29 protein-coding genes, 1 tRNA gene and 1 pseudogene are annotated in these 26168 nt (G+C 61.7%); 18 read left to right on the forward strand and 13 right to left on the reverse strand.

What is annotated here, in order from left to right:
- Nucleotides 1-44: 44 nt before the first annotated feature.
- On the forward strand, nt 45-371 hold the full coding sequence (locus tag B5526_RS33965; RefSeq protein ID WP_079545835.1) for a hypothetical protein: 327 nt from the start codon (nt 45-47) through the stop codon (nt 369-371).
- A gap of 266 nt (nt 372-637) precedes the next feature.
- Nucleotides 638-907 carry a hypothetical protein gene (locus B5526_RS33970; RefSeq protein ID WP_154071596.1) on the forward strand — a complete coding sequence of 90 codons (270 nt, stop codon included), beginning with the start codon at nt 638-640 and terminating at the stop codon, nt 905-907.
- 439 nt (nt 908-1346) lie between these two features.
- Here B5526_RS33970 and B5526_RS33975 read toward each other — a convergent pair whose 3' ends face one another.
- Both B5526_RS33975 and B5526_RS33980 read right to left on the reverse strand, forming a co-directional pair.
- Complete coding sequence (locus B5526_RS33975) at nt 1347-1709, reverse strand: ester cyclase (RefSeq protein ID WP_079544028.1); 363 nt, start codon at nt 1707-1709, stop codon at nt 1347-1349.
- Nucleotides 1710-2028: 319 nt separating this feature from the next.
- Entirely contained in the window at nt 2029-2991 is a 963-nt protein-coding gene (locus tag B5526_RS33980; protein WP_079544029.1) for an alpha/beta fold hydrolase, read from the reverse strand.
- Nucleotides 2992-4144: 1153 nt separating this feature from the next.
- On the opposite strand from B5526_RS33980, the pseudogene B5526_RS39645 reads away from it, so the two are divergent.
- A pseudogene (locus B5526_RS39645) lies at nt 4145-5170 on the forward strand (recombinase family protein); the annotation flags it as partial.
- A gap of 573 nt (nt 5171-5743) precedes the next feature.
- Here B5526_RS39645 and B5526_RS33995 read toward each other — a convergent pair.
- Nucleotides 5744-5820, reverse strand: a tRNA-Arg gene (locus B5526_RS33995).
- 217 nt (nt 5821-6037) lie between these two features.
- On the opposite strand from B5526_RS33995, the gene B5526_RS34000 reads away from it, so the two are divergent.
- Complete coding sequence (locus tag B5526_RS34000; RefSeq protein ID WP_079544031.1) at nt 6038-6343, forward strand: hypothetical protein; 306 nt, start codon at nt 6038-6040, stop codon at nt 6341-6343.
- A gap of 60 nt (nt 6344-6403) precedes the next feature.
- On the opposite strand, the gene B5526_RS34005 is transcribed toward B5526_RS34000, so the two are convergent.
- Nucleotides 6404-6670 carry a hypothetical protein gene (locus B5526_RS34005; RefSeq protein ID WP_079545837.1) on the reverse strand — a complete coding sequence of 89 codons (267 nt, stop codon included), beginning with the start codon at nt 6668-6670 and terminating at the stop codon, nt 6404-6406.
- A 247-nt stretch (nt 6671-6917) separates the two neighbouring features.
- Between B5526_RS34005 and B5526_RS34010 the strand changes: the two genes are divergently transcribed.
- Nucleotides 6918-7364: a hypothetical protein gene (locus B5526_RS34010; protein WP_079544032.1), complete on the forward strand. Its 447-nt coding sequence runs from the start codon at nt 6918-6920 to the stop codon at nt 7362-7364.
- Nucleotides 7365-7417: 53 nt separating this feature from the next.
- Here B5526_RS34010 and B5526_RS34015 read toward each other — a convergent pair whose 3' ends face one another.
- Nucleotides 7418-7927, reverse strand: a complete 510-nt coding sequence (locus B5526_RS34015; protein ID WP_172842168.1) for a lysozyme inhibitor LprI family protein — start codon at nt 7925-7927, stop codon at nt 7418-7420.
- Between the two features lie 862 nt (nt 7928-8789).
- Between B5526_RS34015 and B5526_RS34020 the strand changes: the two genes are divergently transcribed.
- The gene (locus tag B5526_RS34020; protein WP_079544034.1) at nt 8790-9662 is read left to right on the forward strand and encodes a DMT family transporter; all 873 of its coding nucleotides are present in this window, start codon (nt 8790-8792) and stop codon (nt 9660-9662) included.
- A gap of 96 nt (nt 9663-9758) precedes the next feature.
- On the opposite strand, the gene B5526_RS34025 is transcribed toward B5526_RS34020, so the two are convergent.
- On the reverse strand, nt 9759-10025 hold the full coding sequence (locus B5526_RS34025) for a histone (RefSeq protein WP_079544035.1): 267 nt from the start codon (nt 10023-10025) through the stop codon (nt 9759-9761).
- 250 nt (nt 10026-10275) lie between these two features.
- Between B5526_RS34025 and B5526_RS34030 the strand changes: the two genes are divergently transcribed.
- On the forward strand, nt 10276-10677 hold the full coding sequence (locus tag B5526_RS34030) for a DUF2177 family protein (RefSeq protein WP_079544036.1): 402 nt from the start codon (nt 10276-10278) through the stop codon (nt 10675-10677).
- A gap of 124 nt (nt 10678-10801) precedes the next feature.
- On the opposite strand, the gene B5526_RS34035 is transcribed toward B5526_RS34030, so the two are convergent.
- Complete coding sequence (locus B5526_RS34035) at nt 10802-11461, reverse strand: peroxiredoxin (RefSeq protein WP_079544037.1); 660 nt, start codon at nt 11459-11461, stop codon at nt 10802-10804.
- A 381-nt stretch (nt 11462-11842) separates the two neighbouring features.
- On the opposite strand from B5526_RS34035, the gene B5526_RS34040 reads away from it, so the two are divergent.
- Nucleotides 11843-12424 carry a hypothetical protein gene (locus B5526_RS34040; protein ID WP_079544038.1) on the forward strand — a complete coding sequence of 194 codons (582 nt, stop codon included), beginning with the start codon at nt 11843-11845 and terminating at the stop codon, nt 12422-12424.
- A 33-nt stretch (nt 12425-12457) separates the two neighbouring features.
- Here the strand turns inward: B5526_RS34040 and B5526_RS34045 are convergent, their stop codons facing one another.
- The 4 genes from B5526_RS34045 to B5526_RS34060 all read right to left on the reverse strand — a co-directional run bounded on the left by B5526_RS34045 (nt 12458) and on the right by B5526_RS34060 (nt 16400).
- A complete protein-coding gene (locus tag B5526_RS34045) occupies nt 12458-14308 on the reverse strand; it encodes an alkaline phosphatase family protein (RefSeq protein WP_079545840.1) in 1851 nt (616 codons plus the stop codon).
- Nucleotides 14309-14451: 143 nt separating this feature from the next.
- Nucleotides 14452-14946, reverse strand: a complete 495-nt coding sequence (locus B5526_RS34050) for a Crp/Fnr family transcriptional regulator (RefSeq protein ID WP_244562136.1) — start codon at nt 14944-14946, stop codon at nt 14452-14454.
- The gene (locus B5526_RS34055) at nt 14928-15665 is read right to left on the reverse strand and encodes a thermonuclease family protein (RefSeq protein WP_433994671.1); all 738 of its coding nucleotides are present in this window, start codon (nt 15663-15665) and stop codon (nt 14928-14930) included. The genes B5526_RS34050 and B5526_RS34055 overlap by 19 nt, the downstream gene beginning before the upstream one ends.
- Before the next feature lie 159 nt (nt 15666-15824).
- Nucleotides 15825-16400 (reverse strand): alpha-ketoglutarate-dependent dioxygenase AlkB, encoded by a 576-nt coding sequence (locus tag B5526_RS34060; protein ID WP_079545842.1) that lies wholly within the window; start codon nt 16398-16400, stop codon nt 15825-15827.
- 108 nt (nt 16401-16508) lie between these two features.
- On the opposite strand from B5526_RS34060, the gene greA reads away from it, so the two are divergent.
- The 8 genes from greA (at nt 16509) to B5526_RS34100 (ending at nt 23499) form a co-directional block, all read left to right on the forward strand.
- Nucleotides 16509-16967 carry a transcription elongation factor GreA gene (greA, locus tag B5526_RS34065; RefSeq protein WP_079544041.1) on the forward strand — a complete coding sequence of 153 codons (459 nt, stop codon included), beginning with the start codon at nt 16509-16511 and terminating at the stop codon, nt 16965-16967.
- A 94-nt stretch (nt 16968-17061) separates the two neighbouring features.
- Nucleotides 17062-17271, forward strand: coding sequence for a hypothetical protein (locus B5526_RS34070; RefSeq protein WP_079544042.1), 210 nt, complete (start codon nt 17062-17064; stop codon nt 17269-17271).
- A 177-nt stretch (nt 17272-17448) separates the two neighbouring features.
- Nucleotides 17449-19464 carry an acetyl-CoA carboxylase biotin carboxylase subunit gene (locus B5526_RS34075; protein ID WP_079544043.1) on the forward strand — a complete coding sequence of 672 codons (2016 nt, stop codon included), beginning with the start codon at nt 17449-17451 and terminating at the stop codon, nt 19462-19464.
- 109 nt (nt 19465-19573) lie between these two features.
- Nucleotides 19574-20440, forward strand: coding sequence for an isocitrate lyase/PEP mutase family protein (locus tag B5526_RS34080; protein ID WP_079544044.1), 867 nt, complete (start codon nt 19574-19576; stop codon nt 20438-20440).
- Nucleotides 20441-20740: an acylphosphatase gene (locus B5526_RS34085; RefSeq protein WP_079544045.1), complete on the forward strand. Its 300-nt coding sequence runs from the start codon at nt 20441-20443 to the stop codon at nt 20738-20740. It begins immediately after the preceding gene.
- Between the two features lie 69 nt (nt 20741-20809).
- Nucleotides 20810-21367, forward strand: coding sequence for a GbsR/MarR family transcriptional regulator (locus B5526_RS34090; RefSeq protein ID WP_079544046.1), 558 nt, complete (start codon nt 20810-20812; stop codon nt 21365-21367).
- 24 nt (nt 21368-21391) lie between these two features.
- Complete coding sequence (locus tag B5526_RS34095; protein ID WP_079545845.1) at nt 21392-22063, forward strand: DUF4166 domain-containing protein; 672 nt, start codon at nt 21392-21394, stop codon at nt 22061-22063.
- Nucleotides 22060-23499, forward strand: coding sequence for a TIGR01777 family oxidoreductase (locus B5526_RS34100; protein WP_079544047.1), 1440 nt, complete (start codon nt 22060-22062; stop codon nt 23497-23499). The genes B5526_RS34095 and B5526_RS34100 overlap by 4 nt, the downstream gene beginning before the upstream one ends.
- 55 nt (nt 23500-23554) lie before the next feature.
- Here B5526_RS34100 and B5526_RS34105 read toward each other — a convergent pair whose 3' ends face one another.
- Complete coding sequence (locus tag B5526_RS34105) at nt 23555-24409, reverse strand: LysR family transcriptional regulator (protein WP_079544048.1); 855 nt, start codon at nt 24407-24409, stop codon at nt 23555-23557.
- Between the two features lie 117 nt (nt 24410-24526).
- Here B5526_RS34105 and B5526_RS34110 point away from each other — a divergent pair, with 117 nt between their 5' ends.
- Nucleotides 24527-24955, forward strand: coding sequence for a tautomerase family protein (locus B5526_RS34110; RefSeq protein WP_079544049.1), 429 nt, complete (start codon nt 24527-24529; stop codon nt 24953-24955).
- A gap of 103 nt (nt 24956-25058) precedes the next feature.
- Here B5526_RS34110 and lipB read toward each other — a convergent pair whose 3' ends face one another.
- Nucleotides 25059-25784, reverse strand: coding sequence for a lipoyl(octanoyl) transferase LipB (gene lipB, locus B5526_RS34115; RefSeq protein ID WP_079544050.1), 726 nt, complete (start codon nt 25782-25784; stop codon nt 25059-25061).
- Nucleotides 25785-25854: 70 nt separating this feature from the next.
- Here lipB and B5526_RS34120 point away from each other — a divergent pair, with 70 nt between their 5' ends.
- Complete coding sequence (locus tag B5526_RS34120; RefSeq protein WP_079544051.1) at nt 25855-26097, forward strand: FliM/FliN family flagellar motor switch protein; 243 nt, start codon at nt 25855-25857, stop codon at nt 26095-26097.
- Nucleotides 26098-26168 lie beyond the last annotated feature (71 nt).

Below are 26168 nucleotides of genomic sequence, written 5' to 3' on the forward strand. Positions count from 1 at the left end.
GCCAGCTTGCAGTCCAGGACATAGTGGCGCAAGGAAACACGGCGATGAAGCGACTGGCTCTGATCCTGCTGCTCCTCTGTACTCCTGCGCTCGCCCACGTTGCCAACCATCCCGAGCTAAATAGCTGGTTCGATCATCTCGCGAGCGGTAAAGGGTTGTGCTGTTCTATCGCGGATGGCCATGCGGTCGCCGATCCAGACTGGGATTCCAAAGACGGCCATTACCGCGTCCGTCTCGACAACCAATGGATCGTCGTTCCTGACGACGCCGTGATCACGGAGCCGAACCGCGCCGGCCGAACGATGGTCTGGACGTGGTTCTTAAATGGTCAGCGAGCGATCCGCTGCTTCATGCCCGGCAGCATGACGTAGTCACCCACGCCCCGCCGCCTCGATCCAACGCAGCACGGGCCGTTTCTGATCCGGCGACGAACATTGCAAGATGGGCGAACGGTGATGCTGGAAACGTTGGACTACGCGGCGATGATCCTGCCATTTGTCGCGGCGGTCTGGAGCGGCTGGAACGCATATGACGTGCGGGACAGGGGGGAACCCAACTTGAGCCGAAGGTTGTCGAGGAGTGCCGGTTATGCTACAATTTGGCAACGCTCCAGGGGGATATCTCAAAGGAGCTGACGATGACCAAAAGCATTCTTGTCAGTCTTGCTATCCTCACTCTCTCTACTTCTGCCGTTTTGGCCGCGCAGCGGACTCATCATCGCCAGGCGATGAACGCAAATGCCGGTGTGGGTGCTGCCGGTGTGGGTGCTGCCGGCGTGGGTGCGTCTCCGGTCTTCTGGACGGGCGGTGTGAGTAGCAGCGACCACGCCATGTATATCAAAAATCTGCACGACTCCGGGTATAATACGAAGAACAATTTCAACGCGAGCGGGAACGTGGCGCAATAGCGTCAGGTCTCGTCGTCCATCGTCCATCTTCGTCTTCCCCTCGGGCTGGGCTGACAGCATCTTGGGGAAGGGCTTTTTTGCGTTTGGCGACCCTAAGCGCTACCAATTTGTCGCCTCGCAAATGCGCCTTGATGTGCTCGGGCATGTCGGCTCTATGGCGCGGCCTTCGAACGCACCAGCGCGCTCGCCAGCGCCAGCGCGGAGAAAGTCTATCGCTCTCTCATGGCCCGACGCATCTTTGTGCGATGGTTCGATGAGGAGGGATTACGGGATAAACTGCGGATCAGCATCGGTACGCCCGAGGAAAACCAGCACCTTGTGGAAGCTCTCCGGCTGCTTGGCGGATCGAAGTAGATTTCAAAATGATACAAGCGAAGTAATCGACGAGGAGGATAAAGTCTCGCGGCACGACCAATCGGCGAAACGCGCACGGCTCTGTCTAATCGAGCCATTCTCCTCGAATAGGGATGCCCCAGTCCTCGGCGATGCGCCCCTCCTTGAATCGGTAAATTGCCATCGATGCGATGGAGAGTGGTTCGCCACGGTAGGTTGCGGATAATTGCCAGCGAACGGCGACACGGTCAGCTTGCTCGACCATATCGAGCGCAACGTATCGCACGGGAGGGGTGAGCGTCCTGAAAAGGTCGAGTAGCTTGCTGGCGCCCTCGTGTCCCCGAGGCCAGTTGGGCTTGGTTGGCTCAACCAGTCTGAAATCCTCGGTGAACCACTGGTCTATCCGATAGGGACCGTTGCTGGTAATGACCGACGCAATCTCGCGCAAAATTTCCGTTTGCTCCGACATTACCTCTCTCCGTCATGCCGCGATCGAATTGAGAGTCCGCTCAAATGTTGCCGAGTGGCGCGCCACGGCCGATGAAGATGGGCACTACTCCCTCGCGATTCCCCTATGATGCCGAAGCCCGCGATACGCTACAATCGGCAAGTCTACGATGCTCTGCCATCTAGCACTACGCATCGTGGATCCCCCGATGTTGCGGGGTGCTCCGCTTACCCCTCAATAGCGGTAATCTCGATCAGCCTCCCAGATAGACGCGAAGGGCCAATGCACAAAACGCGACATTGCGTTGCTTTCCGGGTCTACGCAAGTCCCCGTTCGCGATCTATAACTGTTTCAGGAATTCCAGGAGCGCATTGCTTACGTCATTGGCGCGCTCTTGCTGAGTCCAATGACCGCAACCTTTCAAGACTATTGTCTCGCGAAGCAAGGGCACGAACTGTTTCAGGCTAGGGACGAGATGGCTCCAACTCGGCGATCTGTAAACCCCGTCTCGATCGCCAACGACATAGAGTGCCGGGACCTGAACCTTTGCGCCGGACCATGGTGCGAGCAACTCCCAATTGCGATCAATGTTGCGATACCAATTCAAACCTCCTCCAAAGCCGGTGCGCTTGAACTCTTCAACGTAAAATTCGATGTCACTGTCCGTGAGCCACGTCGGCAATGATTGGGTTGTAGGCTTCCCATCAAGCCAACCCCCCTCACTAGGAAGCATCGTGAGCGACGCAGGATCTTCAACCGGCGCATCGCCAGATAGGGCGAACAATGTCGTCTTGATTGCGTTGTGGACGTCTTTTTCGAGTTCTGCCTCGGCAACGCCCGGCGTCTGGAAATACAGTTGATAGAAGCGCTGCTTTTCGGTCCTCGGCATGACGGTGCTTGGTCGGTTGGGACCACGCACCTGAAACGGCACGCTCAAGCCAACGACGGCCCTAAATCGATCCGGTCTGAACAGAGCGCAGCGCCAAGCGACCGGCGCTCCCCAATCATGTCCGACAACGACTGCTTGATCCGTGCCGATCGCGTCGAGCAATCCGACCATGTCTCCGGTCAAATGCAATAGAGTGTATTGATCGATCGCATCAGGTTTGTCCGTCTGCCCGTAACCACGCATGTCGGGCGCGATGGCGCGATATCCGGCGGCAGCGAGCGCTTCCAATTGGTGCCGCCACGAATACCAGCACTCCGGAAAGCCATGGCAGAGAAGCACGGTGGGGCCGCTCCCTGCTTCGGCCAGGTGCATTCGAATGCCATTTGTCTCGATAAATCGATGCGAGATCGTCATTGCCAACCTCCGTAAGATCCAGTCACATTGTGAGCTCCAGCCACAACCGAAGTGGCTCCGCCGACACCCAGTCGAACGGCGGACCGCCAAAACGACATGCTCTACGAATTTATTTTCGAGCCCGCACCGTGCCTCCGGCAGCATCGGCGCAAGGTCGGCTTCGGGTCAATCGCGTCGATTTTGCGACGTCTGCTTTAGCGTCCGCTATCCACAATACCGGACATTCACGTCCGATTGGGACTGGCCTGCCTGTCGCCTTGCCGCGCCCGAATTGCAAACGACCGGCGCAGCCGCGGCAGCTCCGGCGTTCTGCCCTCGACCGGCTAAGAGACATGAGCTGCACCTGCGGTCGACAAAGACCCGGCATATCAACTGCGCCAAATCCACGCGGAAGCTGCTCGCGTCATGCTTGTCCTGGTTTTTGTCCGATGGCGGTTTGGCGAACGATAGCGCAGGACCGGCGAGGCGCAGACAACCGACCGCTTGATAGCAGGATAAAAGGGCAAGGTGCGCCGTGGTCGATCTTCAGACAGTGCAGAAGCTTATCGCAATTTTTCTGGCATCTCCGCACATTGCAAGAATCCGGGTTCTCCTTTGCGCTCATGAGGTCAGTGCAATGTGCGGCCGAGACCGACCTGGCTTGGCGTTGCTGAGCGATCGGCGCTTGGAATGGCGCTGCCGGACCAGGCGACGCCGGTCAAGGCTCGCGCTCGCGCGCGCCCGGCTCTGCCGGCTCACGGCCTTGACGGGCCTCGCCTGCGCCGGCGTTTGACGGCCACGCGCTGATGGCTCAGCGCGAGCGAGTTGCCGCTCCTCGTCGAATGAATCGGCGGACAAACTTGCGCCGTTCTCTCGATTGAGTCTGCTTGCCGAAGGGGCGCCATGGCTCATCATCAGAAATCTCGGCCGAGGCGAACGCGGTCATTGGGTCCGTTGCCCGACGACCTCTACGACCATTTGCGGCCACCAGTTCGACGAAGGGGCCGCCCGGCAAAGAAGAAGCAATCTGAGTGGACCGTGACCGACGACTGGCCTGATGAGGTCCCGATCACCGAGGCCGAGATCGAGGTATTCGAGGCCTGGTTCGGCGACCTGTTCGACGAATTGTTTTCAACCCGCCACTGAGCCCTTTGCTTTGGAGATCGCCATGACGATGCCGGTTCGTGCAGCCCTCTATCTGCGAGTCTCGACAGGCCGGCAGGCAGAGAATGATCTTTCCATCCCGGACCAGCGCCGCCAGGCGAAAGGCTATTGCGCGTCTCGCGGATGGGAGATCGTGGCTGAATATGTCGAGCCCGGCCTGTCCGCGACCGATGATCGGCGGCCGGAATTCCAGCGCATGATCGACGCGGCAACCACCAAGCCGCCGGCGTTCGACGTGATCCTGGTTCACAGCTTCAGCCGCTTCTTCCGCGACCAGTTTCAGCTCGAGTTTTACGTGCGCCGCCTCGCCAAAGCTGGTGTCCGGCTGGTGTCGATCACCCAGGAGCTCGGTGACGATCCCATGAGCAACATGATCCGCCAGATCATGGCGCTGTTCGACGAGTACCAGTCCAAGGAGAACGCCAAGCACACGCTCAGGGCCATGAAGGAGAACGCGCGGCAAGGCTTCTGGAATGGGGCCTTACCGCCGATCGGCTATCGGATCGTGGAGGCCTCCGAGCAACGCGGACACCGGACCAAGAAGACCTTGGAAATCGACCCGGTCCAGGCCGAGACCGTGCGCCTGATCTTTCGTCTGGCGCGCGAGGGCAGCGGAAGCTCGGGGCCGATGGGCGTCAAGTCCATAGCCACGCACCTCAATGCATCAGGAATTCGCACCCGCGACGGCGGACGCTGGGGTGTCGATGCCGTCCACAAGGTGCTGACCCGAACGACCTACATCGGCCGGCACCGTTTCAACACCAAGTTCTGGAAGACCCGCGAGCGCAAGGCGGAGACTGAAATCGTGGAAATGGCGGTGCCGGCAATCGTCGACGCGGAGGAATTTGAGGCCGTCCAAATGCTGCTCAAGAGCCGGAGCCCAGCGATGATCGCACCGAGAATCGTCAGCGGCCCGACCCTCCTTACCGGCATCTGCTTTTGCGCCGCGTGTGGTGGAGCGATGACGCTGCGCACCGGCAAGAGCGGCCGTTACCGCTACTACACCTGTTGCACCAAAGCCCGGCAGGGGGAGACCGGCTGTCCGGGTCGCACCGTCCCGATGGAAAAACTCGACAATCTGGTCGCGGAGTACATCGAGCAGCGTTTGTTGCAGCCCAAGCGTCTTGAGCGGCTTTTGTCGCACGTACTCGATCGTCGCACCGAGCGCGCCGAGCGACGAAAGTCGCATATCGCCGAATTGCGCAAGCGGGCGACTGAGGCAGACGCCAAACTCAAGCGGCTTTACGACGCCATCGAGAACGGCGTCGCCGATCTCTCCGATCCCCTGCTGAAGGACCGCATCGGTGAACTGATGGCCACGCGCGATCAGGCCCGCCTTGACGCAGAGAGGGCCGAGGAAGCGATTGATCGCGCCGGCCCGACCATCACGCCACAGACCCTCAAGACCTTTGCCAGGACAGCCCGCAAGCGGATGCGAACCGATGGCGGTGGCTACCGCCGCGATCACCTTCGCGCGTTCGCCCAACGCGTCGAAGTCGACCAGAAAGAGCTGCGCATCATAGGGTCGAAAAGCGTGCTTCTGCGCACGCTCGTCGCCGCTGAAAGCGCAAAAACGGCAGGTTTTGGCGTGCCCAGTTCTGTACCGAAGTGGCGCGCTCGGAGAGATTCGAACTCCCGACCCTCGGATTCGAAGTCCGATGCTCTATCCAGCTGAGCTACGAGCGCGTCTTTTCAATGGGTTAGCAAAGGCGTCGATTTGCACTAGCCAACGCTCGCTAGTTCGCATTTAGCCGCCGCCATTTCAAGGCGATTTGCATACGACAGTCGGCTCGACGATGTCAGACGGGGCCGCGATTCGCGCTTTATTGCCCGCGCAACCGCCGTTCACAACACATTCAGCTTGGACCCCTAACTTAAGCGCATTCAATCGGAGGCTGCCCCCATGCGACTTCTATTGAGTGTCATCCTCGCGGCAGCCTCACTCGGCTTCGCGATCGCGGCTGTGGCGCAATCCACCACGCCGTCTGTTCCGGTCAATCCCGCACCTGCGGTGCCGGTCGCGGGCGGCAAGCGATTTGCCTGCCAGGCCGCGTCGCAGGGATTCAAGGGCCAGGAGCAAAAGGACCAGATGCAGCTCTGCATGGCACAGGCGCGTCTCGATTGCCTGAAGCAGGCGATCGATCAGAAGATCATCGGTCCGCAGCGACGGGATTTTATCAAAAACTGCGTGCAGGACGTGCCCGAATAGAAGCAGCGATGCGGCGATCGCGGCCGCCGATTTTTCAACACTGAACCGTCGCGCGGCTCCTCAGAAGCAGGGGTGCCTCTGGCCGTCCTGGCCGATATAGGCCGCCGAGCCCTGATAACAGTAATTGGTCGAGGGACCGTCATAATAGGCGAAGGTGCCGGGCAGGGCCCCCGGGCCGTAATTGTGGAGGTAGCTGATCGGGTAGGGTAGGCCGTAATACCGGCCATGGGAGTGGTGGTGGTGATGGATCCTCGCCTGCGCCAGGCTCGGCGCCGCGGCGAGTGCGACTAGTACGGCGGCGGCTGAAAGGAGTTTCGGTCGGGTCATCTGGGTCTCTCCGGCAGGGGCGTGAAAAGAGGGCATTTTGGGCAAGGACTTAGGCGAAATACGGGTTCCGATCCAGACCACCATGCCCTGAAAAGATGAGGGAAATTCGTCACAACGCGGAATTTTTGGCCGTTTCGGCATGCTTAACCAAATTCCAACACACTCCAGCCAGAGTTGTGCCGTCTGGTCCGCTCCGGGGGGACCGGCTTTCCCGTGTTCCCGTCTCCTGGGGGTTGCCGACCGATCCATGCGCATCACGCCCGTTGCCCTGATCTTGCTCTCGCTTCTCGCCGCGGTGCCGGCGCGCGCCGATCTGCATATCACCCGCGATCACGGCGGCTATGTTGAGGAATACAAGGCGAAGTACAAGCACATCAGGGATCGGCATGAGCGCGTCATCATCGACGGCATCTGCAATTCGGCCTGCACGCTGGTGTTCGGCATCGTGCCGATGAACAAGATCTGCGTGACCCCGCGCGCCAGTCTCGGCTTCCACCAGGCCTATTACGACAAGGCCTTCACCTTCGGCATCAAGGTGACGAGCTCGGAGGGGACCTCCGACCTGATGTCCTATTATCCCGACACGGTGAAGGACTGGATCCGCCGCAACGGCGGGCTGACCACCGAGATGAAAAAGATCAAGAACGGCGAAGATCTCTGGAAGATCGTCGATCCCTGCCCGGAAGAGTGGTGATCTGGTTTGGCGACGGCGGCTCGCCCTCCAGGCGGGCCTCTCGATCGCATCAGCTATTTTCGGTCCGCGATGTCAGCGGCGAAAACCCGCAGGAAGATCGCGCGCCGGGCGGTCTCGCGGTTGTTGCAATACCTGATCATCGGATTAGCCATCATGCCCTGGAAATAATCGTACCAGAACCCGCAGGTCAGATCGCGGGTCTGGATCCATGATCGCTGCATCTCGCGCAGCTTGGCCTGCTGGTCGGGATCGAGCGCGTTCATCATGGTCTTGTAGGAATCGTTGACGATCTTGTCCCAGACCTGCTGCTCGCGATCCAGGCAGTCGATCTTGCGCCGGTCGGCCGCGCTTGCTTCATCGCCGCCCATGCATGGCTTCGCTACCGTCATGAGGCAGGCCGCCTCTTCGGCTTCCTGCGATGTCCCCCCCTTCTTCTTCTCCTGCTTGCGCAGGCAGTCGCCGATCGTGGCGACATCCTTTGCCGCCGGATCATCCGCCCGCGCCGGAAGCGGGCCGGCAATGATCAGCGCGACAGCGAGCGACAACAGATGACGGAATGGCATGTGCCCTGAACCCACCGACAAACACAAAGAAGGATCTCCTGCGATAGGTCGTCTCTGCCCGACCACCGGTTCGAACATCGCATATCGGTCCACGACCTCCTCGAATGGCCGCTTGTGGACTTGCGCCAAAACGAAAAATTGTTGAACAAAATCAGGCTGATTTGGGTCGTCCAGATCTCTGCGCAAAAATATTCCGCTTCGCGATTTGCCCAAATCACCTCTAGGACTCACCCCGTCCTGCTCCACAGAGGGGCGGCTCGCGATCGTCACGGACGCGGGGCGGGATGCGGTGGACGCAGGTGGTGCCAAAGACGAGGGCGCTGTCCTGCGGACGGCGAAGTCGTGTGGTCCTGACACCCCGACGCTGGTGTCAAGTCGGTGGAAGCAATTCCGCCGGCGACGGTGGCAAAAGAGCCCGGTCGCCGGGGAGAGCACGAAATAAGCCGTAAACCATTGCGCGGGGAGTGCCGGGTGATTCCGGTGTGACCTGACTAACGCGTGTGCGCTCTCACACTATCATTGCACACGCGGCTATCGGGCGCATCGGGCGCCCGGCATTCCCTGCGCCCTCTGATTTAAGAGGGCGGGAATCAAGAGCAAAACTCGGGCGCAAGGCGCCGCGAGATCGCGAAACTGTAGCTGTTTGAAATTCGAATCCGTAGGACCCCCCCCCCGCTGTCATCGTCCGCGAAGGCGGACGATCCAGTATTCCAGAGACGCCAGCGATAGAACCGAGAAGCCGCAGTGTGCTGGATACCCCGCATGCGCGGGGTATGACGACCGATGATAATGGCAGCACCCCCGACCAAAAACCGCAAATTGGCGTTGCCGCCCGATGCGTGATCGGGCATCCAAGCGGGCAATGAATAAAAAATTCGAAAAACTTGCCGCGCGCGCGGCGCCGGCGGTTTTTGTCGTGCTCTGGAGTACCGGATTCATCGCCACCAAATACGTGCTGCGCGATGCCGAGCCGCTGACCTATCTCGCGATCCGCATGGCCCTGGTGGTTGGCTTGATGGCGATCATCGTCGCGATCGCGCGGCCGCGATGGCCCGACGCAACCGGCATCGCCCACAGCGCGGTTGCGGGCATTCTGGTGCATGGGATTTATCTCGGCGGCACCGCGGTCGCGATTTCGCATTCGATCCCGGCCGGGTTGTCGGCGCTGATACCGGGGCTGCAGCCGATCCTGACCTCGACCTTGGCGAACCGCTGGCTCGGCGAGCGGGTGACGCCGCTGCAATGGGGCGGACTATTGCTCGGTCTCGCAGGCGTGGTGCTGATCCTGCATGACCGTCCGATGAGCGGGGAGGCGGGCTGGGGGTGGCTCGCCTCCGGCGTGTCGCTGGTCAGCATCACCTTAGGGACCCTGTATCAGCGGCGCTATTGCGGCAAGATCGACTGGCGCGCCGGCAATCTCGTGCAATACATCACGGTCACGGTCCTCTATGGCATCGGCGCGCTTCTATTCGAGAACAATGTCGTGCACTGGACCACCGAGTTCGTGCTGGCATTGGCCTGGCTTGCGGTGGTGCTGTCGATCGGATCGATCGGGCTGCTGTACTGGTTGATCCGGCGTCAGGCGGCCACGTCAGTGGCGAGCCTGTTCTATCTGGTGCCGGCGGTGACTTCGGCGATGGCCTATCTCTTGTTCGGCGAACGGCTCGATGCGGTTGCGATCGCGGGCATGGTGGCGTGCGCGGCCGCAGTGTTTCTGGTCAACCGGCGCGGCTAATTGGATGAAGCGGAAACCAAAAGCAAAAGCCCCCGGCGCTGGTCCGGAGGCTTGGTGCGAGAGAGGCTCGGCGCGAGTGAGGCTTGCGCGATGCGCTCAGCGCTTCGACTTCTTGGCCTTCTTTTTCTTCTTGGCGGCTTTCTTGGGCGCTTTCTTGACCGCTTTCTTGGGCGATTTCTTCGCCGAAGATTTCTTGGCGGCCTTTTTGGCCTTCTTGGCTTTCTTCGGCATCACCTTTTTCGCGGTCTTCTTGACGGCTTTCTTGACCTTCTTGACCGCCGTCTTGGCGGCTTCCTTCGTCGCCTCGACAGCGCTGCCCATCGTATCCGTCATGTGCTCAAGAACAGGTTTCTCGTCGTCCATATGGTCCCCCAGGGTTTAAACGAAGCGATCACGATAGCGGGATTCGATCGCGGGTTAAAGAGAGGCGGTGGGTTACGCCGCGCGGAGCTTCGCGTAGGCCTTCAGCGCGCGCTCGCGCCCCTTGCTGTGATCGATGATCGGCGCGGGATAGGTCGTGCCGAGATCGACTTAGGTCCGGGGAAGACATTGCAACTCTCTCAAGCCCGATCCGTAGCTGAAATCAAGATGCCCGGACGCACTGGAGGTCGCCGTGAAACGGTACATCGTTCTCTATCTGGCGACGCTGATCGTGCTGGTCCCAGTGGATTTTGTCTTTCTCGGCATCGTCGCCAAGGGCTTTTTCACCGCGCAAGTCGGCGACATGCTGGGCGAGATCAGGCCTCTCCCGGCGATCCTGTTCTATTTGCTCTACGTGGTCGGCATCCTGATTTTCGTCAGCGGCCCGCGCGAGGCGACCTCGCAATCGGCGCTGCTTTACGGCGCGCTGTTCGGATTGTTCTGCTACGCGACCTTCGAGCTGACGTCGCTGTCGCTCTTGAAGCACTGGACCTGGCCGGTCGCGGCGGTCGATGTGTCCTGGGGGTCGTTCGTCACCGCGGTGTCGGCGACCGCAGGGCTTGCGATCGCCGATTGGCTGACGCCGCGAAACTAGCCGCCGTCATTCCGGGGCGATGCGAAGCATCGAACCCGGAATCTCGAGATTCCGGGTCTGGTGCTGGCGCACCATCCCGGAATGACGGTCTCGATTGCTTCGCTTCGCTTGCAACCGCGAACCGTCACTTCGGCTGCGGCACGATCCGGATGTAAGGCTTCGGCGATTTCCAGCCCTGCGGATAGATCGTCTTGGCCTCGTCGTCGCTGACCGAGCCTGCGATGATGACGTCCTCGCCCTGTTTCCAGTCGGCGGGTGTCGCGACGCGATGCTTGGCGGTCATCTGCAACGAATCGATCGAGCGCAGGATCTCCTGGAAATTGCGCCCAGTGGTCATCGGATAGACCATCACCAGCTTTATCTTCTTGTCCGGACCGATGACGAAGACGTTGCGGACGGTCTGGTTATCGGCAGCGGTGCGCGTCGCGGGGTCGCCGGAGGTCGAGGCCGGCAGCATGTCGTACAGTTTCGACACGTTGAAATCGGTGTCGCCGATCATCGGATAGTTCGGCGCCGCGCCTTGCGTCTCCCTGATGTCCTCGGACCATTTCGCGTGTTTTTCCACGGGGTCGACGCTAAGCCCCATCAGCTTGACGCCCCGCTTGTCGAATTCCGGCTTCAGCTTGGCCAGCGCGCCGAGTTCGGTGGTGCAGACCGGCGTAAAATCCTTCGGGTGCGAGAACAGGAGCGCCCAGCTGTTACCGATCCAGTCATGAAACTTGATCCTGCCGTCGGTGGTTTCGGCCTCGAAATCCGGGGCCACAGCGCCTATCTGGAGAGCCATGTTACGACCTCATGTCATTCGAGTTGCAGGTGAATTTTGTCTGTTGATTATAGGAGGAGGGGACGCCATAGGGAACGGCCGCCGACAAAATGGCAAATCCTTCTCCCGACCGCGGGACCTCTAGCATCTTCTTTTGATCCGCGTCCCTGCGGCGAAAAGACCACAGCGGCGGCAAAAGTTCCCTCCGCCCCGATATTGCCGCTTAAAGCCCCCATCACCCCGCCTCCGGTTGTGATAACCCCGAACCATGACAGTGCTCACAGCGACAAATAAGCAACCATCTAAGAATCTCGCGAACCGAGTTTCGAATCATTAACCACTCGTTTACGCCCGCACCGACATGCTGACCCAGAGCAAGAAACTGAGAAGAAGTAGTACCCAATGTCTGCCCCTACGTTGAAGTCCGCCGAACCGATCGGCGCGGTCGAACCGACGAAGATTTCCTGCCGCGATACCGCAGCCCTTGCCCTTACCGTCGTGCGCGATGGCGTGATCACCGGCGAGGGCCCGACCACCAGGGGCCGTGTTCATTTTTCGCGTGAGTTGGACGCCGATGACGCTGCCTGGTGCGCGCGCATCCTGACCGCGACCGCGGTCGAGCATCAGCCGGTCAGCCGGGCAGAGGCCGAGGCGCTGTTCGAGATCAATGACGCGGCCACGGAGCGCAGCGACGACGGACGCTTTGACGATCTGCTGGCCAAGGCCGTGGTGCACCACGCCGCCTCCGCCTCCGGCCTGCCGGTGCCGCCGCGCACCGTGGCGCTGTCGCCGGAAACCGCGATCGAGAGCTGGGCGCCGGCGCATGCTACCGGTGTCGATATCGAAGTGCTGGAATGGATCGCAAGCCAGATGCGCGGCAAGCGCCGCAGCAACCGCACCCTGATGTCGCTGGTCGCCACCATCGTCGGCGTCGCGGCGCTGCCGCTGGCGCAGCTGCCGAAGGTTTTCGACATCGGGATGTGATCGGCAATAAATGCAGAGATCGCGACGGCGGGGTTATTTCCCCGCCGTTTTTTGTTTGCCGCTTTCCGCGTCGAGCCCGACCGTCCGGCCCGGAAATCCCGCCACGTCGAAATAGCGCTGCGACAGCACGCGCTGGTACTTCACGACCGTCTGCAGGCCGTTCGAGGCCGGCTTGGAGACGATCTTTGCGTCTGACGCCTTCGGGGTTATGCCGTTGGGCAGGGCTTCCGACATCACCCGGCCGACCAGTCCGCCTGCGGCAACGGCGTGCAAGCCCATGAGCTGGGCGATGGTCATGCCGACATCGGCATTGCTGACCGGCAGCGGATCGACATAGCCGGCTTTGAAATCCGGCCCGATCGCGGCCATGAAATTCATGGTGTCGCCGCGACCGAAACTGCCATGCATGCCCTGGCCCTGGCGCAGCACGGTGTCGGCGACTTCGACCGAGCAGTTGGTCGGCTCGTCGCATCCGGCCACATAGGAACGGAAATTGACCACGATCGACGGGTTCGGCGTCGCCGCTTTGCCCTTCAGCGCGATCTCCGACATCGGCAGCGTGCCCGGGAAGCGTCCGAGACTGTCGTCAACGAATAATCCGCTGACATAGTCCTGCTCGAGCAGCGCCTTGATGGTGCGCTCGGCGAGCTTCTTGTCCTTGTTCGGCAAATAGATCAGGTCAGATCCGCCATTGGTGGCAACCACCAGATCGGGTTTTGCCGGGTCTTGCCCGAGCACGCCGTTTCCGGCCTTGGGGTGAGCATTGTCGGCGACGGGTGCGTTCTTGTCGTTGGGATCGAACAGCGGCAAGCCAAGCGCTTTGGCGAGATCGATGGCGACAAAGCCCATCGGCAGGAAATCCTTCGGCGTATCCTCGTAGCTTGCTTTCGCCGCGGGGCTGGTCTTGCTCTCCTTCGAGATCGTCGAGAATCCGTGATCGGCCGACACCATGACGTCGGTGGTGGCGGAGAGGCCGAGATCGTCGAGCGCCTTGCGCAACTGCGCCAGATTGTTGTCGGCATTCTTGATACCGGCCATCGATGTGGGGCCGTTGATCCCGGGTGTCACGGTGTTGAGGCTGTCGCCGGTATTGTGCTGGGTGCCGTCGGGATCGCGCGACCAGAACACCAGCACGAACGGCTTCTTGCGGTCCTTGAACATCGGCAGCACGACCTTGCTTGCGACGTCGGCGAAATAGGCCTGCTGCGCGGTATTTGCGACCAGCGTCCCCGGCGTCTTGGCGTCACCGGCCTTGCCGTTGTCGCCGCGCGAGGGTGCGACCAGCGGAAGATTGGCTTTCGTCAGCGCCGCCGTCATTTCGTCGGAGAGCGGCACGCCGTTCTTGGCGCCGGTCGAATCATCGATCACGATCGAATGCAGTCCGGGACGGTCGGCGCGGTCGGTATGGTCGAAAATCAGCGTCGGGCCGACCTTGCCGATCGCCGCGGTGCTGAAGCCTTGCGCCCGCGCCAGCTTCAGGATCGTTTCCTCGTTCAGATAATTGCCGCCGAAATGCTCGTCGATATCGCCGATCACCGCATCGTTTTCGATGAAGGGGACAACGGTATCGCCGGCAGGCTTGACCGTGTAGCCGGTGAAGATCGTGTTGCTGAAGGTTCCGGTGTCACCGAGAAAATGCCCGGTCGACATGCCCGAGGCATTGGCCATGGTGAAGGTCGGGAACAGCGAGTGCGGATTCTTGAAGTTGACACCCTTGTCGCGGACCGCGGCCATCGCAGGCGCGGTCTCGGGGGTGACTTTCAGCGCGCGCAATCCGTCGGGCACGAACAGGATGAGATTGTGGGGCGTGGCGTTTTGCGCAAGCGCGGTACCGGCGGAAAGCAAGGTCAGGCCGGCGGACAGCAACGCGAGTGAGCGGCGCATCAACATCTCCCTGGGAAGGTGGATTTCCGGCCAGTCAGGCCGTCGCCTCTGTTTAGTTTTGCTGTGTGACAGATTTGTTACGGCGCAGCTTGCATGCCTTTAGAGCGGGTCCGCGGCAGCCGCAGGTGCGGCGACAGGAAGATTCAGCCGAAGGTCTTGTTTGTTGCCCGCAGCCGCTGCGCGAGGACACGCATCACCTTGAGGGCGAAATAGGGGGTCTGGCTTACCAGAAACAGGAATTGCTTTTCCGACACCGCGACAAGCTCGACATCGGTGATCGCGATAGCGGTCGCGCTGCGCGGTTCGTTGTCGATCAGCGCCATTTCGCCGAAAACGCAGTCCGCGGTAAGCTCGGTGATGGTTCGGTTGCCGATCTGGATTCGGACCTCGCCGCTTTTGATGACGAAGAGTTCGTGAGCCTCGTCGCCCTCCCGAAAGATGACGCCCCCGGCTTTCACCGGCCGGGCATCGATATTATTGCCCGTCAATACGCTAAAACTCGCATCATCCTTCATCGCCGGCCCCGCTTGACAGTTTTGTGACATGCTAGGGGTCTGAGGGCTTTGGAGCAAGAACTCGCAAGCCGCGCTGCCGCCTGGCGGTCCAGGCAAGGGGATCGTCAGGTCCGCCCGCGGCAATTGTAGGCCCGCCGGAATCCTGCCGCCTGGGCGTCGTCTTCGGAACAGAACCAGCGATCCGGTTGTGTCAGCGCGGGGTAACTGCGGCAGCCCTGCAAGTGATAGACCCCTACATTGCCGGTGAAGCGGGCGCGCACGGCAAACTTGCCCTTGATGCTGCAACCCGACGGCATGGCCGGCTCCTCCGGAAACAGCGCCGCGCGTATCTCGCGGTCCTTGTCGGCCCGGCACGAGGCGCCCAACAGGGCGCCATCCTTTCGCCCATGGCGAAATTCCTGCGGGGCGACGAAGCAGCCTTTCCAAAGCCCGCGGCGATCGTCCTTGGCGCCGGCCTCGTCTTCCCTGAATCGTCCCCTCGCATAAGGTTCGAAATTCAAGGCAAAACCCTGACGGACCAGAAGCTGGTTCAGATTGGCCGTTTCACCCTCGACGGTGCAGATACCGACATGTCGTTTCTTGTAGGGCGTCGCCAGGCCCAGATCCTCGCAGCGCACCTGGCGGCCACCAATCAGTTTCGATAATTGATCGCGCGCTTCGACGCCGCAGGCCCAGGGGTCGGCGTGCTCGTCGATGCACATCTGGTCCAGCTCCGGTGCATCGATCCCGTCGAGCCGGTACGTCGTATCGGCAAGCTGAAGGGTAGCGCCGTCCCTGACGATCGCGCCGGCGGCGAAGCTTTGGACAGGCGAGAAAAGTAGCAGAACCAGGATGAAGAGCATCCAGGACGTCGAACTCGCCTGGATGGATGCTCGTGACCGCATTTTCTTCTCGCACAGTTCGTGTTTGGTCAGAGCTTACTAGCATGGGCGGGCATTCTGTAACCAACTTCCGGCTTGCCAACAGCGAACCCGGAAGGGGCCATCGGGCGGATCGCGGGCTCAACGCCCCTCAGCTTTCATTGTTCTGAAAGTGATCGAGTATCGACGCTGCTCGACCGCGGGGATGCTGTGCTCCCACACGTGGCGGGATTCGCCGCTCATCATGTAGAGCGAGCGCGGTTCGGCGGCGAGCGCGAAGCGCTCCCATTTGTCTCCGACGGCGCGGCGAAACCGAAACCTGCAAGAAGCTTCCAGCGAGAGCCCGAACACTTTGTCGAAGTGTGGCTTATCGCGGTGCCACCCGATGCCGACGCCGACATCGTATTCGGTGCAAAGGATCTGGCGAACGCTTCCGCCCGGCAGATCGCCGAACTTCTCGACCGCAGCAATGATCGGTGTGAGCCATGTAGGGATTGGGTCAGCTTCTCGCAGCTTTCTCTGCTCGTAATCGTAGCGGAAGCCGAACGAGGCGACCCGCCTTTTGCCCTCGAACGCGCCGAACTGAAACGGCTGCAGCGGCAGCTCCGAAATGCGGGAGACGAGTTCGCGTTCAGTCGTCTGCGAGATGAATTCAGGCTGGTAGCGCAGGCCCGCGGGGCCGGTGCGGGGGTTCGGAAAAAGGGCAAGCTGCGTCACGGTGGAGCACTCGTTGCGGACGCTCTGGAGAACGTTCCGCTTCCGGAACCGTTCCCGACCGTCGTTTGCGGGCATTCAAAATGCACTGATGACACCCATATTTCTCCCATGAGCAGAGCCTTTGTAAACGAAGACCATTTCGTCGAGGACTTGCCGGATCGCGCCCTTTCCGAGCATCCGAATTATGTCACCCAGCGTGGATTGGAATTGATCGAGGCGGCGCTGGAGGTGGCACGGCGGAGCCATGGCGAAGCCCAGGCGGCGGGCGACCGCGATGCGCTGGCGAAGGCCGCGCGCGATCTTCGTTACTGGAATTCCCGACGCGCCAGCGCGCAGCTCGTCGCCCCCGATCCCGATATTTCCAATGTTCAGTTCGGAAGTACCGTGACGATCGTTCGCGATGATGGACGGCAGCAGACCTTTCGCATCGTCGGAGAGGACGAGGCCGATCCCGCGCACGGAACGATCTCGCACGCGTCTCCGCTCGCCCGCGCACTTCTCAGGAAGGCCGTCGGAGATGTCGTCAGGGCCGGGCGCGACGAGGCCGAGATAACGGCAATCGAATAAGGTCATATCGAAGACTGCAACGAACTCGCTTCCATCTTGACATAGTCAGAACAAAATAGGAACATTCGGGAATAGCAAATAATTGGAACACGTCATGTCCTCTCGTTCACAGTCGAGCACGCAGGATGATGACGGGTTGGAAGCCGCCGTGGACCAGGCGATCACGGCCTGCGGCGGGGACGTGCGCGCCACGATCCGCGCGCTGATCGTTGCCAATGATTATCTGGAGTCCGAGGTGAGCGAGCTGATGAAGGCCGTTTCGCACGCCTATACCCGCGGCAGATTTCACACCTATTCGGGCTGACGTGCCGCTGACGCGAATGAGAGAACTCGCAAGTCTGATAAGACTGCCGATATAGACCGTTGCCTCCCGTTCGTTTTGCTGTACGACGGAATTGTTACGTCTGCCCCCGCGTGCCAGATTGCGGCCCTGTCCCGCTAGGCAAAGTCCCGCCCCAGAGGTTTTCAAGTAAGCAAGCAAATGTTCAAACGAATTCTGATCGCCAATCGCGGCGAGATCGCCTGCCGGATCATCAAGACTGCCCGCCGCATGGGAATAGAGACGGTTGCGGTCTACTCCGAGGCCGACCGCGACGCGCTCCATGTCGAAATGGCCGACGATGCCGTCCTGATCGGACCGCCGGCCGCGGCCGAGAGCTACCTCTTGATGAACAAGATCATCGAGGCCTGCCGCAAGACGGGCGCCGAGGCGGTGCATCCCGGCTACGGTTTCCTGTCCGAGCGCGAAGCCTTTCCGCGCGCGCTGTCCGAGGCCGGTATCGTCTTCATCGGCCCCAATGCCGGGGCGATCGCCGCCATGGGCGACAAGATCGAATCGAAAAAGGCCGCAGCGAAGGCAAAAGTTTCGACGGTGCCGGGCCACCTCGGCGTCATCGAAGACGAAAAGCATGCAGTGAGAATCGCCGACGAAATTGGCTATCCCGTAATGATAAAAGCCTCCGCCGGCGGCGGCGGCAAGGGCATGCGGATCGCGCATTCGAAGTCGGAAGTGGCGGAAGGGTTCAACCTCGCCAAGGCGGAAGCCAAGTCCTCGTTCGGCGACGATCGCGTTTTCATCGAGAAGTTCATCGTCGATCCCCGCCACATCGAGATCCAGGTGCTGGGCGACAAGCACGGCAAGGTGATCTATCTCGGCGAGCGTGAATGCTCGATCCAGCGCCGCAATCAGAAGGTGATCGAGGAAGCGCCGTCGCCGCTGCTCGATGAAACCACCCGCCGCCAGATGGGCGAACAGGCGGTGGCGCTGGCGAAAGCCGTCAATTACGATTCCGCCGGCACGGTCGAATTCGTCGCCGGCCAGGACAAGAGCTTTTTTTTCCTCGAGATGAACACCCGCCTGCAGGTCGAGCACCCCGTCACCGAGTTGATCACCGGGATCGACCTGGTCGAGCAGATGATCCGGGTCGCCGCCGGCGAGAAGCTCGCGTTGGCGCAAAAGGACGTCACGCTGACCGGCTGGGCGGTGGAGACGCGGGTTTATGCCGAAGACCCGTTCCGCAATTTTCTGCCGTCGATCGGCCGGCTGGTGAAATACCGGCCGCCCGCTGAAAGCACCGCGGATGGCATCACCGTGCGCAACGACACCGGCGTGCAGGAGGGCGGCGAGATCTCGATCTATTACGATCCGATGATCGCCAAACTCGTCACCCATGCACCTTCGCGGGCGGCTGCCATCGAGGCGCAATCGACCGCGCTCGATTCGTTCTACATCGACGGCATCCGCCACAACATTCCGTTCCTCTCGGCGCTGATGAACCATCCGCGCTGGCGCGGCGGCAATCTTTCCACCGGCTTTATCGCGGAAGAATTTCCGAAGGGGTTTGCGGTCCGAACCCCCGAAGGCGAGATCGCGCGACGCTTGGCCGCGGTCGGGGCTGCGATCGATCATGTGATCGGCGAGCGCAAGCGGCAGATTTCGGGCCAGATGAACGGCCGGCTGGTGCAGCGCGAGCGCCGCCGCGCGGTGTGGCTCGAGCGTGACGAGATCGCGCTCGATGTTGCCCGCGAGGCGGCCGGGATCGCGGTACGGTTTGTTGGCGCCGACGGCACGCTCGGCGCACCGCATCTTCTGGTCTCGCCCTGGGTGCCGGGTGACCCGGTTTGGCAGGGCACCATCGACGGGCATATCGTGGCGATGCAGGTGCGCCCGATCGCCAACGGCTTTCGCCTCGCGCATCAGGGGTTCGAGGTCGCGGTCAACGTCTTCACGGAGACCGAGGCTACGGCGGCGCGGCTGATGCCGGTCGGCGCCAAGGCTGATACCGGCAAGAAACTATTGTGTCCGATGCCCGGGCTCGTGGTGTCGATCGCTGTGACCGAGGGCCAGGAGGTCAAGGCCGGCGAGACGCTCGCGGTGGTCGAGGCGATGAAGATGCAGAACGTGCTGCGCGCCGAGCGCGACGGCACGGTGAAGAAAATCCACGCCGCCGCCGGCGCGACGCTGGCGGTCGATGCGCTGATCTTGGAATTTGCGTAATATCGTCATTCCGGGGCGATGCGAAGCATCGAACCCGGAATCTCGAGATTCCGGGTCTGGTGCTAACGCACCATCCCGGAATGACAGTAAGTCCTAAAGAGGTTCCCCGATGACTTTCCAAAAGCGCCGTGTTGCCTTGCGTTCGATCCTGTCGGGATCGACGTGCATTCGGCCCGGCTCGGTCTATGACGCGATATCGATCCGCATTGCCGAGGACCTCGGTTTTGAAGTCGGCATGTTCGGGGGATCGGTGGCCTCGCTCGCGGTGCTCGGCGACCCCGACGTCGCGCTGATCACGCTGACGGAGCTGGCCGAGCAGATGCGCCGGATGTCGCGCGCGGCAGCCTTGCCGGTTCTGGTCGATGCCGACCATGGCTACGGCAACGCGCTCAATGTCCGCCGCACCGTGGAGGAACTGGAAATTGCGGGCGCCGCCGGCCTCACCATCGAGGACACTTTGCTGCCGCAGGCCTTTGGGCAGACTGCGACGCAACTGATTCCGCTTAGCGAAGGCGTCGGCAAGATGAAGGCGGCGCTCGATGCGCGCGACGATCCGGAGTTGGTCATCATCGGCCGCACGGGTGCTGCATCGATCACCTCGCTCGATGATGCGATCGCGCGCGCCAAAGCCTATGAGGCGACGGGTGTCGATGCGCTGTTCGTCACCGGCATCAAGGCGCGATCCGAACTGGAGGCGATCGCCCGTGCGACGACACTGCCGATCGTGCTCGGCGGCGCGCCCGAAGAAATGTCCGATCTCGGTTACCTCGCTTCGCAACGGGTGCGGATCGCGCTGCAGGGCCATGCGCCGATCGCCGCCGCGACGCAGGCGGTCTACGAGACGCTCAAAGCCTTGGGCGAGGGCCAGTCACCGAAAAGCCTGAAGGGCCTGGCGTCCTCCGAACTGACCGGGCGCGTGATGCGCGATGCGGACGTCAAAGCGCGCAGCGCTGAGTTTCTCGGTCTGAAGAAATAGATGAGCGACGCGATCCGCCACGTGACGATCCGGGGCAGGGTGCAGGGCGTCGGCTACCGCGCCTGGGTCGAGCACCGGGCCCAGGCGCACTTGCTCGAGGGCTGGGTGCGCAACCGCAGGGACGGCAGTGTCGAGGCGGTGTTTGCGGGGCCTGCGGATGCCGTCGCCGACATGGTTGCGTTATGCCGTCGCGGGCCGTCATCGGCGCGGGTCGATGCCGTGCAGGAGGAACCCGCTGGTCCCGACGCGCTGAAGCTGCGGGCGGCCGGCGAGCGGTTTTCGGTACTCCCGACAATTTGACGAAAATCACCGCCAAGCGGGCGCACCGGGCCTGTTGACTTCCGTCTGTTTCTGTCAGATATTTCTGTCATGACAGAAATAACAGCCAAGAAGAAATTGCCGGCCGCGGTCGAACGGTTTGTCCTGCATTGGGGCGACATGGGCGACGAATGGGGCGTCAATCGCTCGGTGAGCCAGATCCACGGGCTGCTTTATTTGTCCGAAGCCCCGATGACCGCCGACGATATCGCGGACACTTTGGGCATGGCGCGGTCGAACGTCTCCAACTCCATCAAGGAGCTGTTGGCCTGGAATTTGATCCGGCGCGTGCCGATCCTCGGCGACCGCCGCGATCATTTCGAGGCCGAAACCGATATCTGGGAGGTCGCGGCGCGGATCGCCGCCGGCCGCAAGGTGCGCGAGATCGACCCCGCGGTCGAAGCGCTGCGCGCCTGCGTCACCGACGCCGCCGACGATCCGACGATGAGCCCGGTTGCGAGCAAGCGGCTCAAGGAAATGCTGGCGTTCACCGAATTGGTCGACCGCTGGTATACGCAAATGTTGACCGTGCCACGCCCGAGACTGGTCGCCTTGATGAAGCTCGGCGAAAAGATCGTCAGTTTCCTGCCGGCAGGGAAGTCCAGGTAAAGCGTAAGCGTGCTGGGGCGCATCATGGCGTTGCAAGGCAAACACTCCAGGCTTCCCGCGCCAACCGTTCCCGATCAAAATATCGTCCTCGACGATTTCAGATTCCGCGCGTTGCTGTGCCGCGACGATTGGGAGCGCTTGCCGCCGGCTACAAGGCGACGTTTCTCAAAGCGTCTCGCCGGGGGCGAGACCACCGTTTACGTCGGCGAGATCGTCGAGGCGAGGTTCGCTCCGGTCGGCTGGTGGCTCGCCCAGGCGGCGCGCCTGATTGGTGGACCGCTGCCGACCGGAAGCGAAACCCGTGTTCCGATGATCGTGACCGTGACCGAAGATGTGGCGACGAGCGGGCAGGTCTGGACCCGCATCTGCGCGCGCAGGCAGGGGTTTCCGCAGGTCATTCATTCATCGAAGCGCTTCGCGGGACCGACGGGTCTGGAGGAGTATGTCGGATGCGGCCTGTGCATGGCGCTGCGGATCCTGGTCGATGGACAAACCCTGTTGTTTCGCAGCGCGGGTTACTTTCTGCAGCTGGGGCGTCGCAGGCTGCGGCTGCCGGCGTTCCTGACACCCGGCGTTCTCACCGTTGGCCATACCGACCTCGGCCGCGGCGAATTCCAGTTCACGCTCGAAATCGTTCATCCCCGCTTCGGCACGCTCATACGTCAGTCTGCCGTGTTCAAGGAGGCATCGTCATGACCTCACCGTATCTCTGGACGTTGATCGCCATTCAGATCGCGATGGGCGCGTTCGATACGCTTTATCATCACGAAATGACGGAGCGGCTGGCCTGGCGGCCTTCGCAGCGGCATGAGCTTCAGCTCCATAGCGTGCGCAACGCGCTTTATGCGCTGCTGTTCCTGACGCTCGGCTGGCTGGAGGTTCACGGCATCTGGGCGATACTGGTGATCGCGGTGCTTGTCGTGGAAGTCGTCATTACGTTGATGGATTTTGTCGAAGAGGACATGAGCCGGAAACTTCCGGCGAGCGAACGGATCAATCACACTTTGCTGGCGCTGAATTACGGCGCCATCCTCGTATTGTTGCTGCCGATCCTGATCGAATGGGCCGGCGACGCAAGCGCCGTCAAACCTGCGTATCACGGTTTTTGGAGCATCCTTGCCGCGGTGTCGGCCATTGGCGTCGGCGTTAGCGGCTTACGTGATTTCGCGGCATCCAAACGTCTGGCGCGAATGACCCACGCACCAGCCGGCGGCCTCGCCAAAGAATTGTCCGGACGGCAGACCGTCATGGTCACCGGCGCAACCGGCTTCATCGGCAGCCGGCTTGTCGCGGGCCTCACTGAGGCCGGTCATCAGGTCATCGCGCTGGTCCGAAATCCGGCCAAAATTGATCTGCTGCATCCGCCGATCACCCTGATTACCAGCCTCGATCAGCTGCCGCCCGATGCCAAGATCGATGCGATCGTGAATCTGGCGGGTGAGCCGATCGGCAACGGGCTGTGGACCGAGGCCAAGCGCCGCAAGATGATCGATTCCCGGATCGGGATGACCGAGGACATCGTTCGCTTGATCGCGCGCCTCGAGCGCCGGCCCGCGGTGCTGGTCAACGGTTCGGCGATCGGCTGGTACGGTCTGTGGCAGGATCAGCCCTTGACCGAGTCGGCAAAGGCCCATGCGTGTTTCAGCCATGAACTCTGCGATGCCTGGGAGAAAGCGGCAAGCCGCGCGGCAGAACATGGCGTGAGGGTCGTCTACTTGCGGATCGGTCTGGTCGTCGGCACCGAGGGCGGGTTGCTGACGCGGATGCTGACGCCATTCGAATTCGGACTTGGCGGCCCGATCGGATCGGGACAGCAGTGGATGTCATGGATCGAGCGCGACGATCTGATCCGCCTGATCGTTCATGCCGTCGCAAGGCCCGATATCAACGGACCGATCAACGCGACCGCGCCGATCCCCGTCCGCAACATGAAATTCACCGAGGAGCTCGGCCACCGGCTTGGGCGCCCCGCGATATTTCGTGTTCCGGGAACATTGCTTCATTATCTGGCCGGCGATTTTGCGGACGAACTTCTATTGGGCGGGCAGCGCGTGATCCCGAACAAGGCCTTGAGCAGCGGTTTTGTGTTTCGGCATGAAACCCTGCGCAGTGCTTTCGAGGCCATTCTGTAAGGGAGCCGTCGGCGCGGGATTTGAATTTGCGGCGAACAGGAGTATCCGCGTCCCCTCAGGTCGCCGCAACCACGCTCCGGAATGTTGCCGCTAGCGTCCGCAGCGCGGCGAGTTTTAAGGGCTCGCTGACCTTCGAATGCAACATCACCTTGGAGAACCCAAGCTGCGGCAATCCGTTTGCGGGTCCGATATCGACCATGCCCGGTGGCGCGATCCGCCGCGCCAGGGGCGCGACCGCGAGGCCCGCGAGCGCGGCCGCGATCACCGCCGTCACGCCGCCGCCGACAAACGCCTCGTTCCACTCGATGCCTGACTTTTCCAGCGCGCGAACCGCGGTCGCGCGCACCCCGCAAGGTGGCGCCAGCGTCGCCAGCCGCAACTTTTCGCCGCGGTGCCATTGCAGCCGCGGCGCAGCGAACCAGCCGAATTCGTCCTCGGTCAGCTTCTCGCCGCCGCGCCGGCTGCCTTCCTGCCGCACGATCACCGCGTCCAGATCTCCGCCATCGTAGGCTTCCAGCAGGCTGCGCGAAAAACCGATGCTCACCGCGAGCGAAAGCTGGGGGGACACCGCATGTAGCCTTTCGAGCAGAGGCACCAGTTCCGGACCCGCGGCATGATCACTGATCCCGAGCGACATCTGCTGCCGGGCCGGCCGCTCGCCCGACAAAGCGCGATCGTGGGCCTCCATCAGGGCGCGCGCCGAATCGAGAAACCCCACACCGTCGGCCGTCAACCTGACCGCACGCGGCGAGCGTTCGACCAGCCGCTTGCCGGTCACGGCCTCGAGCCTCTGCAGCTTCATGCTGACGGCGGCCTGGGTGGTGCCGAGCGCTTCCGCTGCGCGGGTAAAGCTTTGCAGTTCAGCCACCAGCAGGAAGGCCTGTACCGTAGAAATATCGAGGGTGGTCATCTTATCATCACGAACAGTTATCATTACTATTTATATAGATAAGATACCAAAATGATGCGGGCGGGTCTAGGTTTATTGCACGCAATCAACCGCGTGCCGCTCACTAGGAGAACGATCATGCCGCTCATCACTGTCACTTATTCGAGCCCGCGCACCGCGCCGTCGCTGAAGGCCGACATTGCCGCCGCCGTCTCGGAACTCACCGCCCAAATCCTGCACAAGGATCCGAAGGTCACGGCGATCATCGTCAAGTCAGTCGACGCGGCCGACTGGTTCGCCGGCGGCAAGTCGCTCGCGGACGAGAGGCTCGCCAGCTACTGGCTCGACATCCACATCAGCGAAGGGACCAACACCAAGGACGAAAAGGCGGCCTATCTCGCGGCCATGTTCAAGCGCATGGGCGAATTACTCGGGCCGCTGCACAATGAGAGCTATCTCCACGTCGACGAAGTCCGGGGTGATGCCTATGGCTTTGGCGGGCTGACGCAGGAGCGTCGCTACATCGCCGGCAAGCTCGAGGTTTCGCCGCAACGCGCCGCTAGATGAAGCAAAGCCCAAATCGTCGTTTACGAACAGATGTGCACCACAGCGGTGGATGTGTTCATTCACGGCCTCGGCGCGCTTCGGTCCGAGCCAGCCTGAAGGCCCCCTAGACTGTCGCTACCGGCAGCCGCGCTTCCCGCGGACCGAACACTTCCTCGAAGGCTTGCCGGAGCGCGATGTCGACGTCCGCCATGGTCAGGACATGGCCGAGATCGGCAAGACTGGTGACGCCGTAGCGCGGATCGACCACACCACAAGGTACGATCGCGTCGAAATGTGCAAGCTCCGGCTCGACATTGATCGCGATGCCGTGGAACGACACCCAGCGCTTGAGCCGCACCCCGATGGCGGCAATCTTGTCTTCGAAGTCTTTGCCCTTGTCTGGCCGCTTCACCCAGACGCCGACGCGATCCTCGCGCCGCTCGCCGCGTACATTGAAAGCCGCCAGCGTCCGGATGATCCATTGCTCCAGGGCGGCAACATAGGCCCGTACGTCAGGCCGCCGCCGCTTGAGGTCGAGCATCACATAGGCCACCCGCTGGCCGGGGCCGTGATAGGTGAGCTGCCCGCCGCGGCCGGTGGCAAATATCGGAAACCTCGGCTCCAGCAGGTCCGAGGCCTTGCCGCTGGTCCCCAAGGTGTAGAGCGGGGGGTGTTCCAAGAGCCAGACCAGTTCCGGCGCGCTGCCGGCCGCGATCTCCGCAACCCGTGCCTCCATGGCCGCCACGGCCTCGGGATAGGCGACCTGGGAGCCGGAAATCCGCCATTCGACCGCGCCGCAAGCAGGGCCCGCGAACGTCGTCAAATCAAGGCTTTGGCGGTCATTAACCATTGGCTAACCATAACGTGGTGATCTCTCCTAAAGGCAATTTTGCAAGCGTCAGTCGGTCCAGGTTCCGGAAGTGCCAACCCTCGATAAAGTCAGTGTCGACCTCATGGTGGTCCTCGGGACCACCACGATGCCCATCCATCAGGTAATGCGGCTGAGCCGCGGCGCCATCATCGAACTGGACGCCACCGAGGCGGACGAGGTCAAGATCCTCGCCAACAACCTGCCGATCGCCAGCGGCGTGGTGCTGGTCGATCGCAACCGGATCGCGGTCGAAGTCAAGCAAATGCTGCCGAAATCCCCCGGCGTTCGGTAGGCCTCTAGGCCTTGTCCCTCCATCCCTGATTTGTTACATCGGCGCCGTTGATCCGGCCCGGCCTTCCCCGT

It is taken from the genome of Bradyrhizobium lablabi (assembly GCF_900141755.1).
Lineage (GTDB): Bacteria > Pseudomonadota > Alphaproteobacteria > Rhizobiales > Xanthobacteraceae > Bradyrhizobium > Bradyrhizobium lablabi_A.

What these genes read in the sequence shown, in the direction of transcription:
- B5526_RS33965 (WP_079545835.1), top strand. Translation starts at nt 45, where the DNA reads ATGAAGCGACTGGCTCTGATCCTGCTGCTCCTCTGTACTCCTGCGCTC.
- B5526_RS33970 (WP_154071596.1), top strand. Translation starts at nt 638, where the DNA reads ATGACCAAAAGCATTCTTGTCAGTCTTGCTATCCTCACTCTCTCTACT.
- B5526_RS33975 (WP_079544028.1), bottom strand. Translation starts at nt 1,709, where the DNA reads ATGTCGGAGCAAACGGAAATTTTGCGCGAGATTGCGTCGGTCATTACC.
- B5526_RS33980 (WP_079544029.1), bottom strand. Translation starts at nt 2,991, where the DNA reads ATGACGATCTCGCATCGATTTATCGAGACAAATGGCATTCGAATGCAC.
- B5526_RS34000 (WP_079544031.1), top strand. Translation starts at nt 6,038, where the DNA reads ATGCGACTTCTATTGAGTGTCATCCTCGCGGCAGCCTCACTCGGCTTC.
- B5526_RS34005 (WP_079545837.1), bottom strand. Translation starts at nt 6,670, where the DNA reads ATGACCCGACCGAAACTCCTTTCAGCCGCCGCCGTACTAGTCGCACTC.
- B5526_RS34010 (WP_079544032.1), top strand. Translation starts at nt 6,918, where the DNA reads ATGCGCATCACGCCCGTTGCCCTGATCTTGCTCTCGCTTCTCGCCGCG.
- B5526_RS34015 (WP_172842168.1), bottom strand. Translation starts at nt 7,927, where the DNA reads ATGCCATTCCGTCATCTGTTGTCGCTCGCTGTCGCGCTGATCATTGCC.
- B5526_RS34020 (WP_079544034.1), top strand. Translation starts at nt 8,790, where the DNA reads ATGAATAAAAAATTCGAAAAACTTGCCGCGCGCGCGGCGCCGGCGGTT.
- B5526_RS34025 (WP_079544035.1), bottom strand. Translation starts at nt 10,025, where the DNA reads ATGGACGACGAGAAACCTGTTCTTGAGCACATGACGGATACGATGGGC.
- B5526_RS34035 (WP_079544037.1), bottom strand. Translation starts at nt 11,461, where the DNA reads ATGGCTCTCCAGATAGGCGCTGTGGCCCCGGATTTCGAGGCCGAAACC.
- B5526_RS34040 (WP_079544038.1), top strand. Translation starts at nt 11,843, where the DNA reads ATGTCTGCCCCTACGTTGAAGTCCGCCGAACCGATCGGCGCGGTCGAA.
- B5526_RS34045 (WP_079545840.1), bottom strand. Translation starts at nt 14,308, where the DNA reads ATGCGCCGCTCACTCGCGTTGCTGTCCGCCGGCCTGACCTTGCTTTCC.
- B5526_RS34055 (WP_433994671.1), bottom strand. Translation starts at nt 15,665, where the DNA reads ATGCTCTTCATCCTGGTTCTGCTACTTTTCTCGCCTGTCCAAAGCTTC.
- greA (WP_079544041.1), top strand. Translation starts at nt 16,509, where the DNA reads ATGAGCAGAGCCTTTGTAAACGAAGACCATTTCGTCGAGGACTTGCCG.
- B5526_RS34070 (WP_079544042.1), top strand. Translation starts at nt 17,062, where the DNA reads ATGTCCTCTCGTTCACAGTCGAGCACGCAGGATGATGACGGGTTGGAA.
- B5526_RS34075 (WP_079544043.1), top strand. Translation starts at nt 17,449, where the DNA reads ATGTTCAAACGAATTCTGATCGCCAATCGCGGCGAGATCGCCTGCCGG.
- B5526_RS34080 (WP_079544044.1), top strand. Translation starts at nt 19,574, where the DNA reads ATGACTTTCCAAAAGCGCCGTGTTGCCTTGCGTTCGATCCTGTCGGGA.
- B5526_RS34085 (WP_079544045.1), top strand. Translation starts at nt 20,441, where the DNA reads ATGAGCGACGCGATCCGCCACGTGACGATCCGGGGCAGGGTGCAGGGC.
- B5526_RS34090 (WP_079544046.1), top strand. Translation starts at nt 20,810, where the DNA reads ATGACAGAAATAACAGCCAAGAAGAAATTGCCGGCCGCGGTCGAACGG.
- B5526_RS34095 (WP_079545845.1), top strand. Translation starts at nt 21,392, where the DNA reads ATGGCGTTGCAAGGCAAACACTCCAGGCTTCCCGCGCCAACCGTTCCC.
- B5526_RS34100 (WP_079544047.1), top strand. Translation starts at nt 22,060, where the DNA reads ATGACCTCACCGTATCTCTGGACGTTGATCGCCATTCAGATCGCGATG.
- B5526_RS34105 (WP_079544048.1), bottom strand. Translation starts at nt 24,409, where the DNA reads ATGACCACCCTCGATATTTCTACGGTACAGGCCTTCCTGCTGGTGGCT.
- B5526_RS34110 (WP_079544049.1), top strand. Translation starts at nt 24,527, where the DNA reads ATGCCGCTCATCACTGTCACTTATTCGAGCCCGCGCACCGCGCCGTCG.
- lipB (WP_079544050.1), bottom strand. Translation starts at nt 25,784, where the DNA reads ATGGTTAATGACCGCCAAAGCCTTGATTTGACGACGTTCGCGGGCCCT.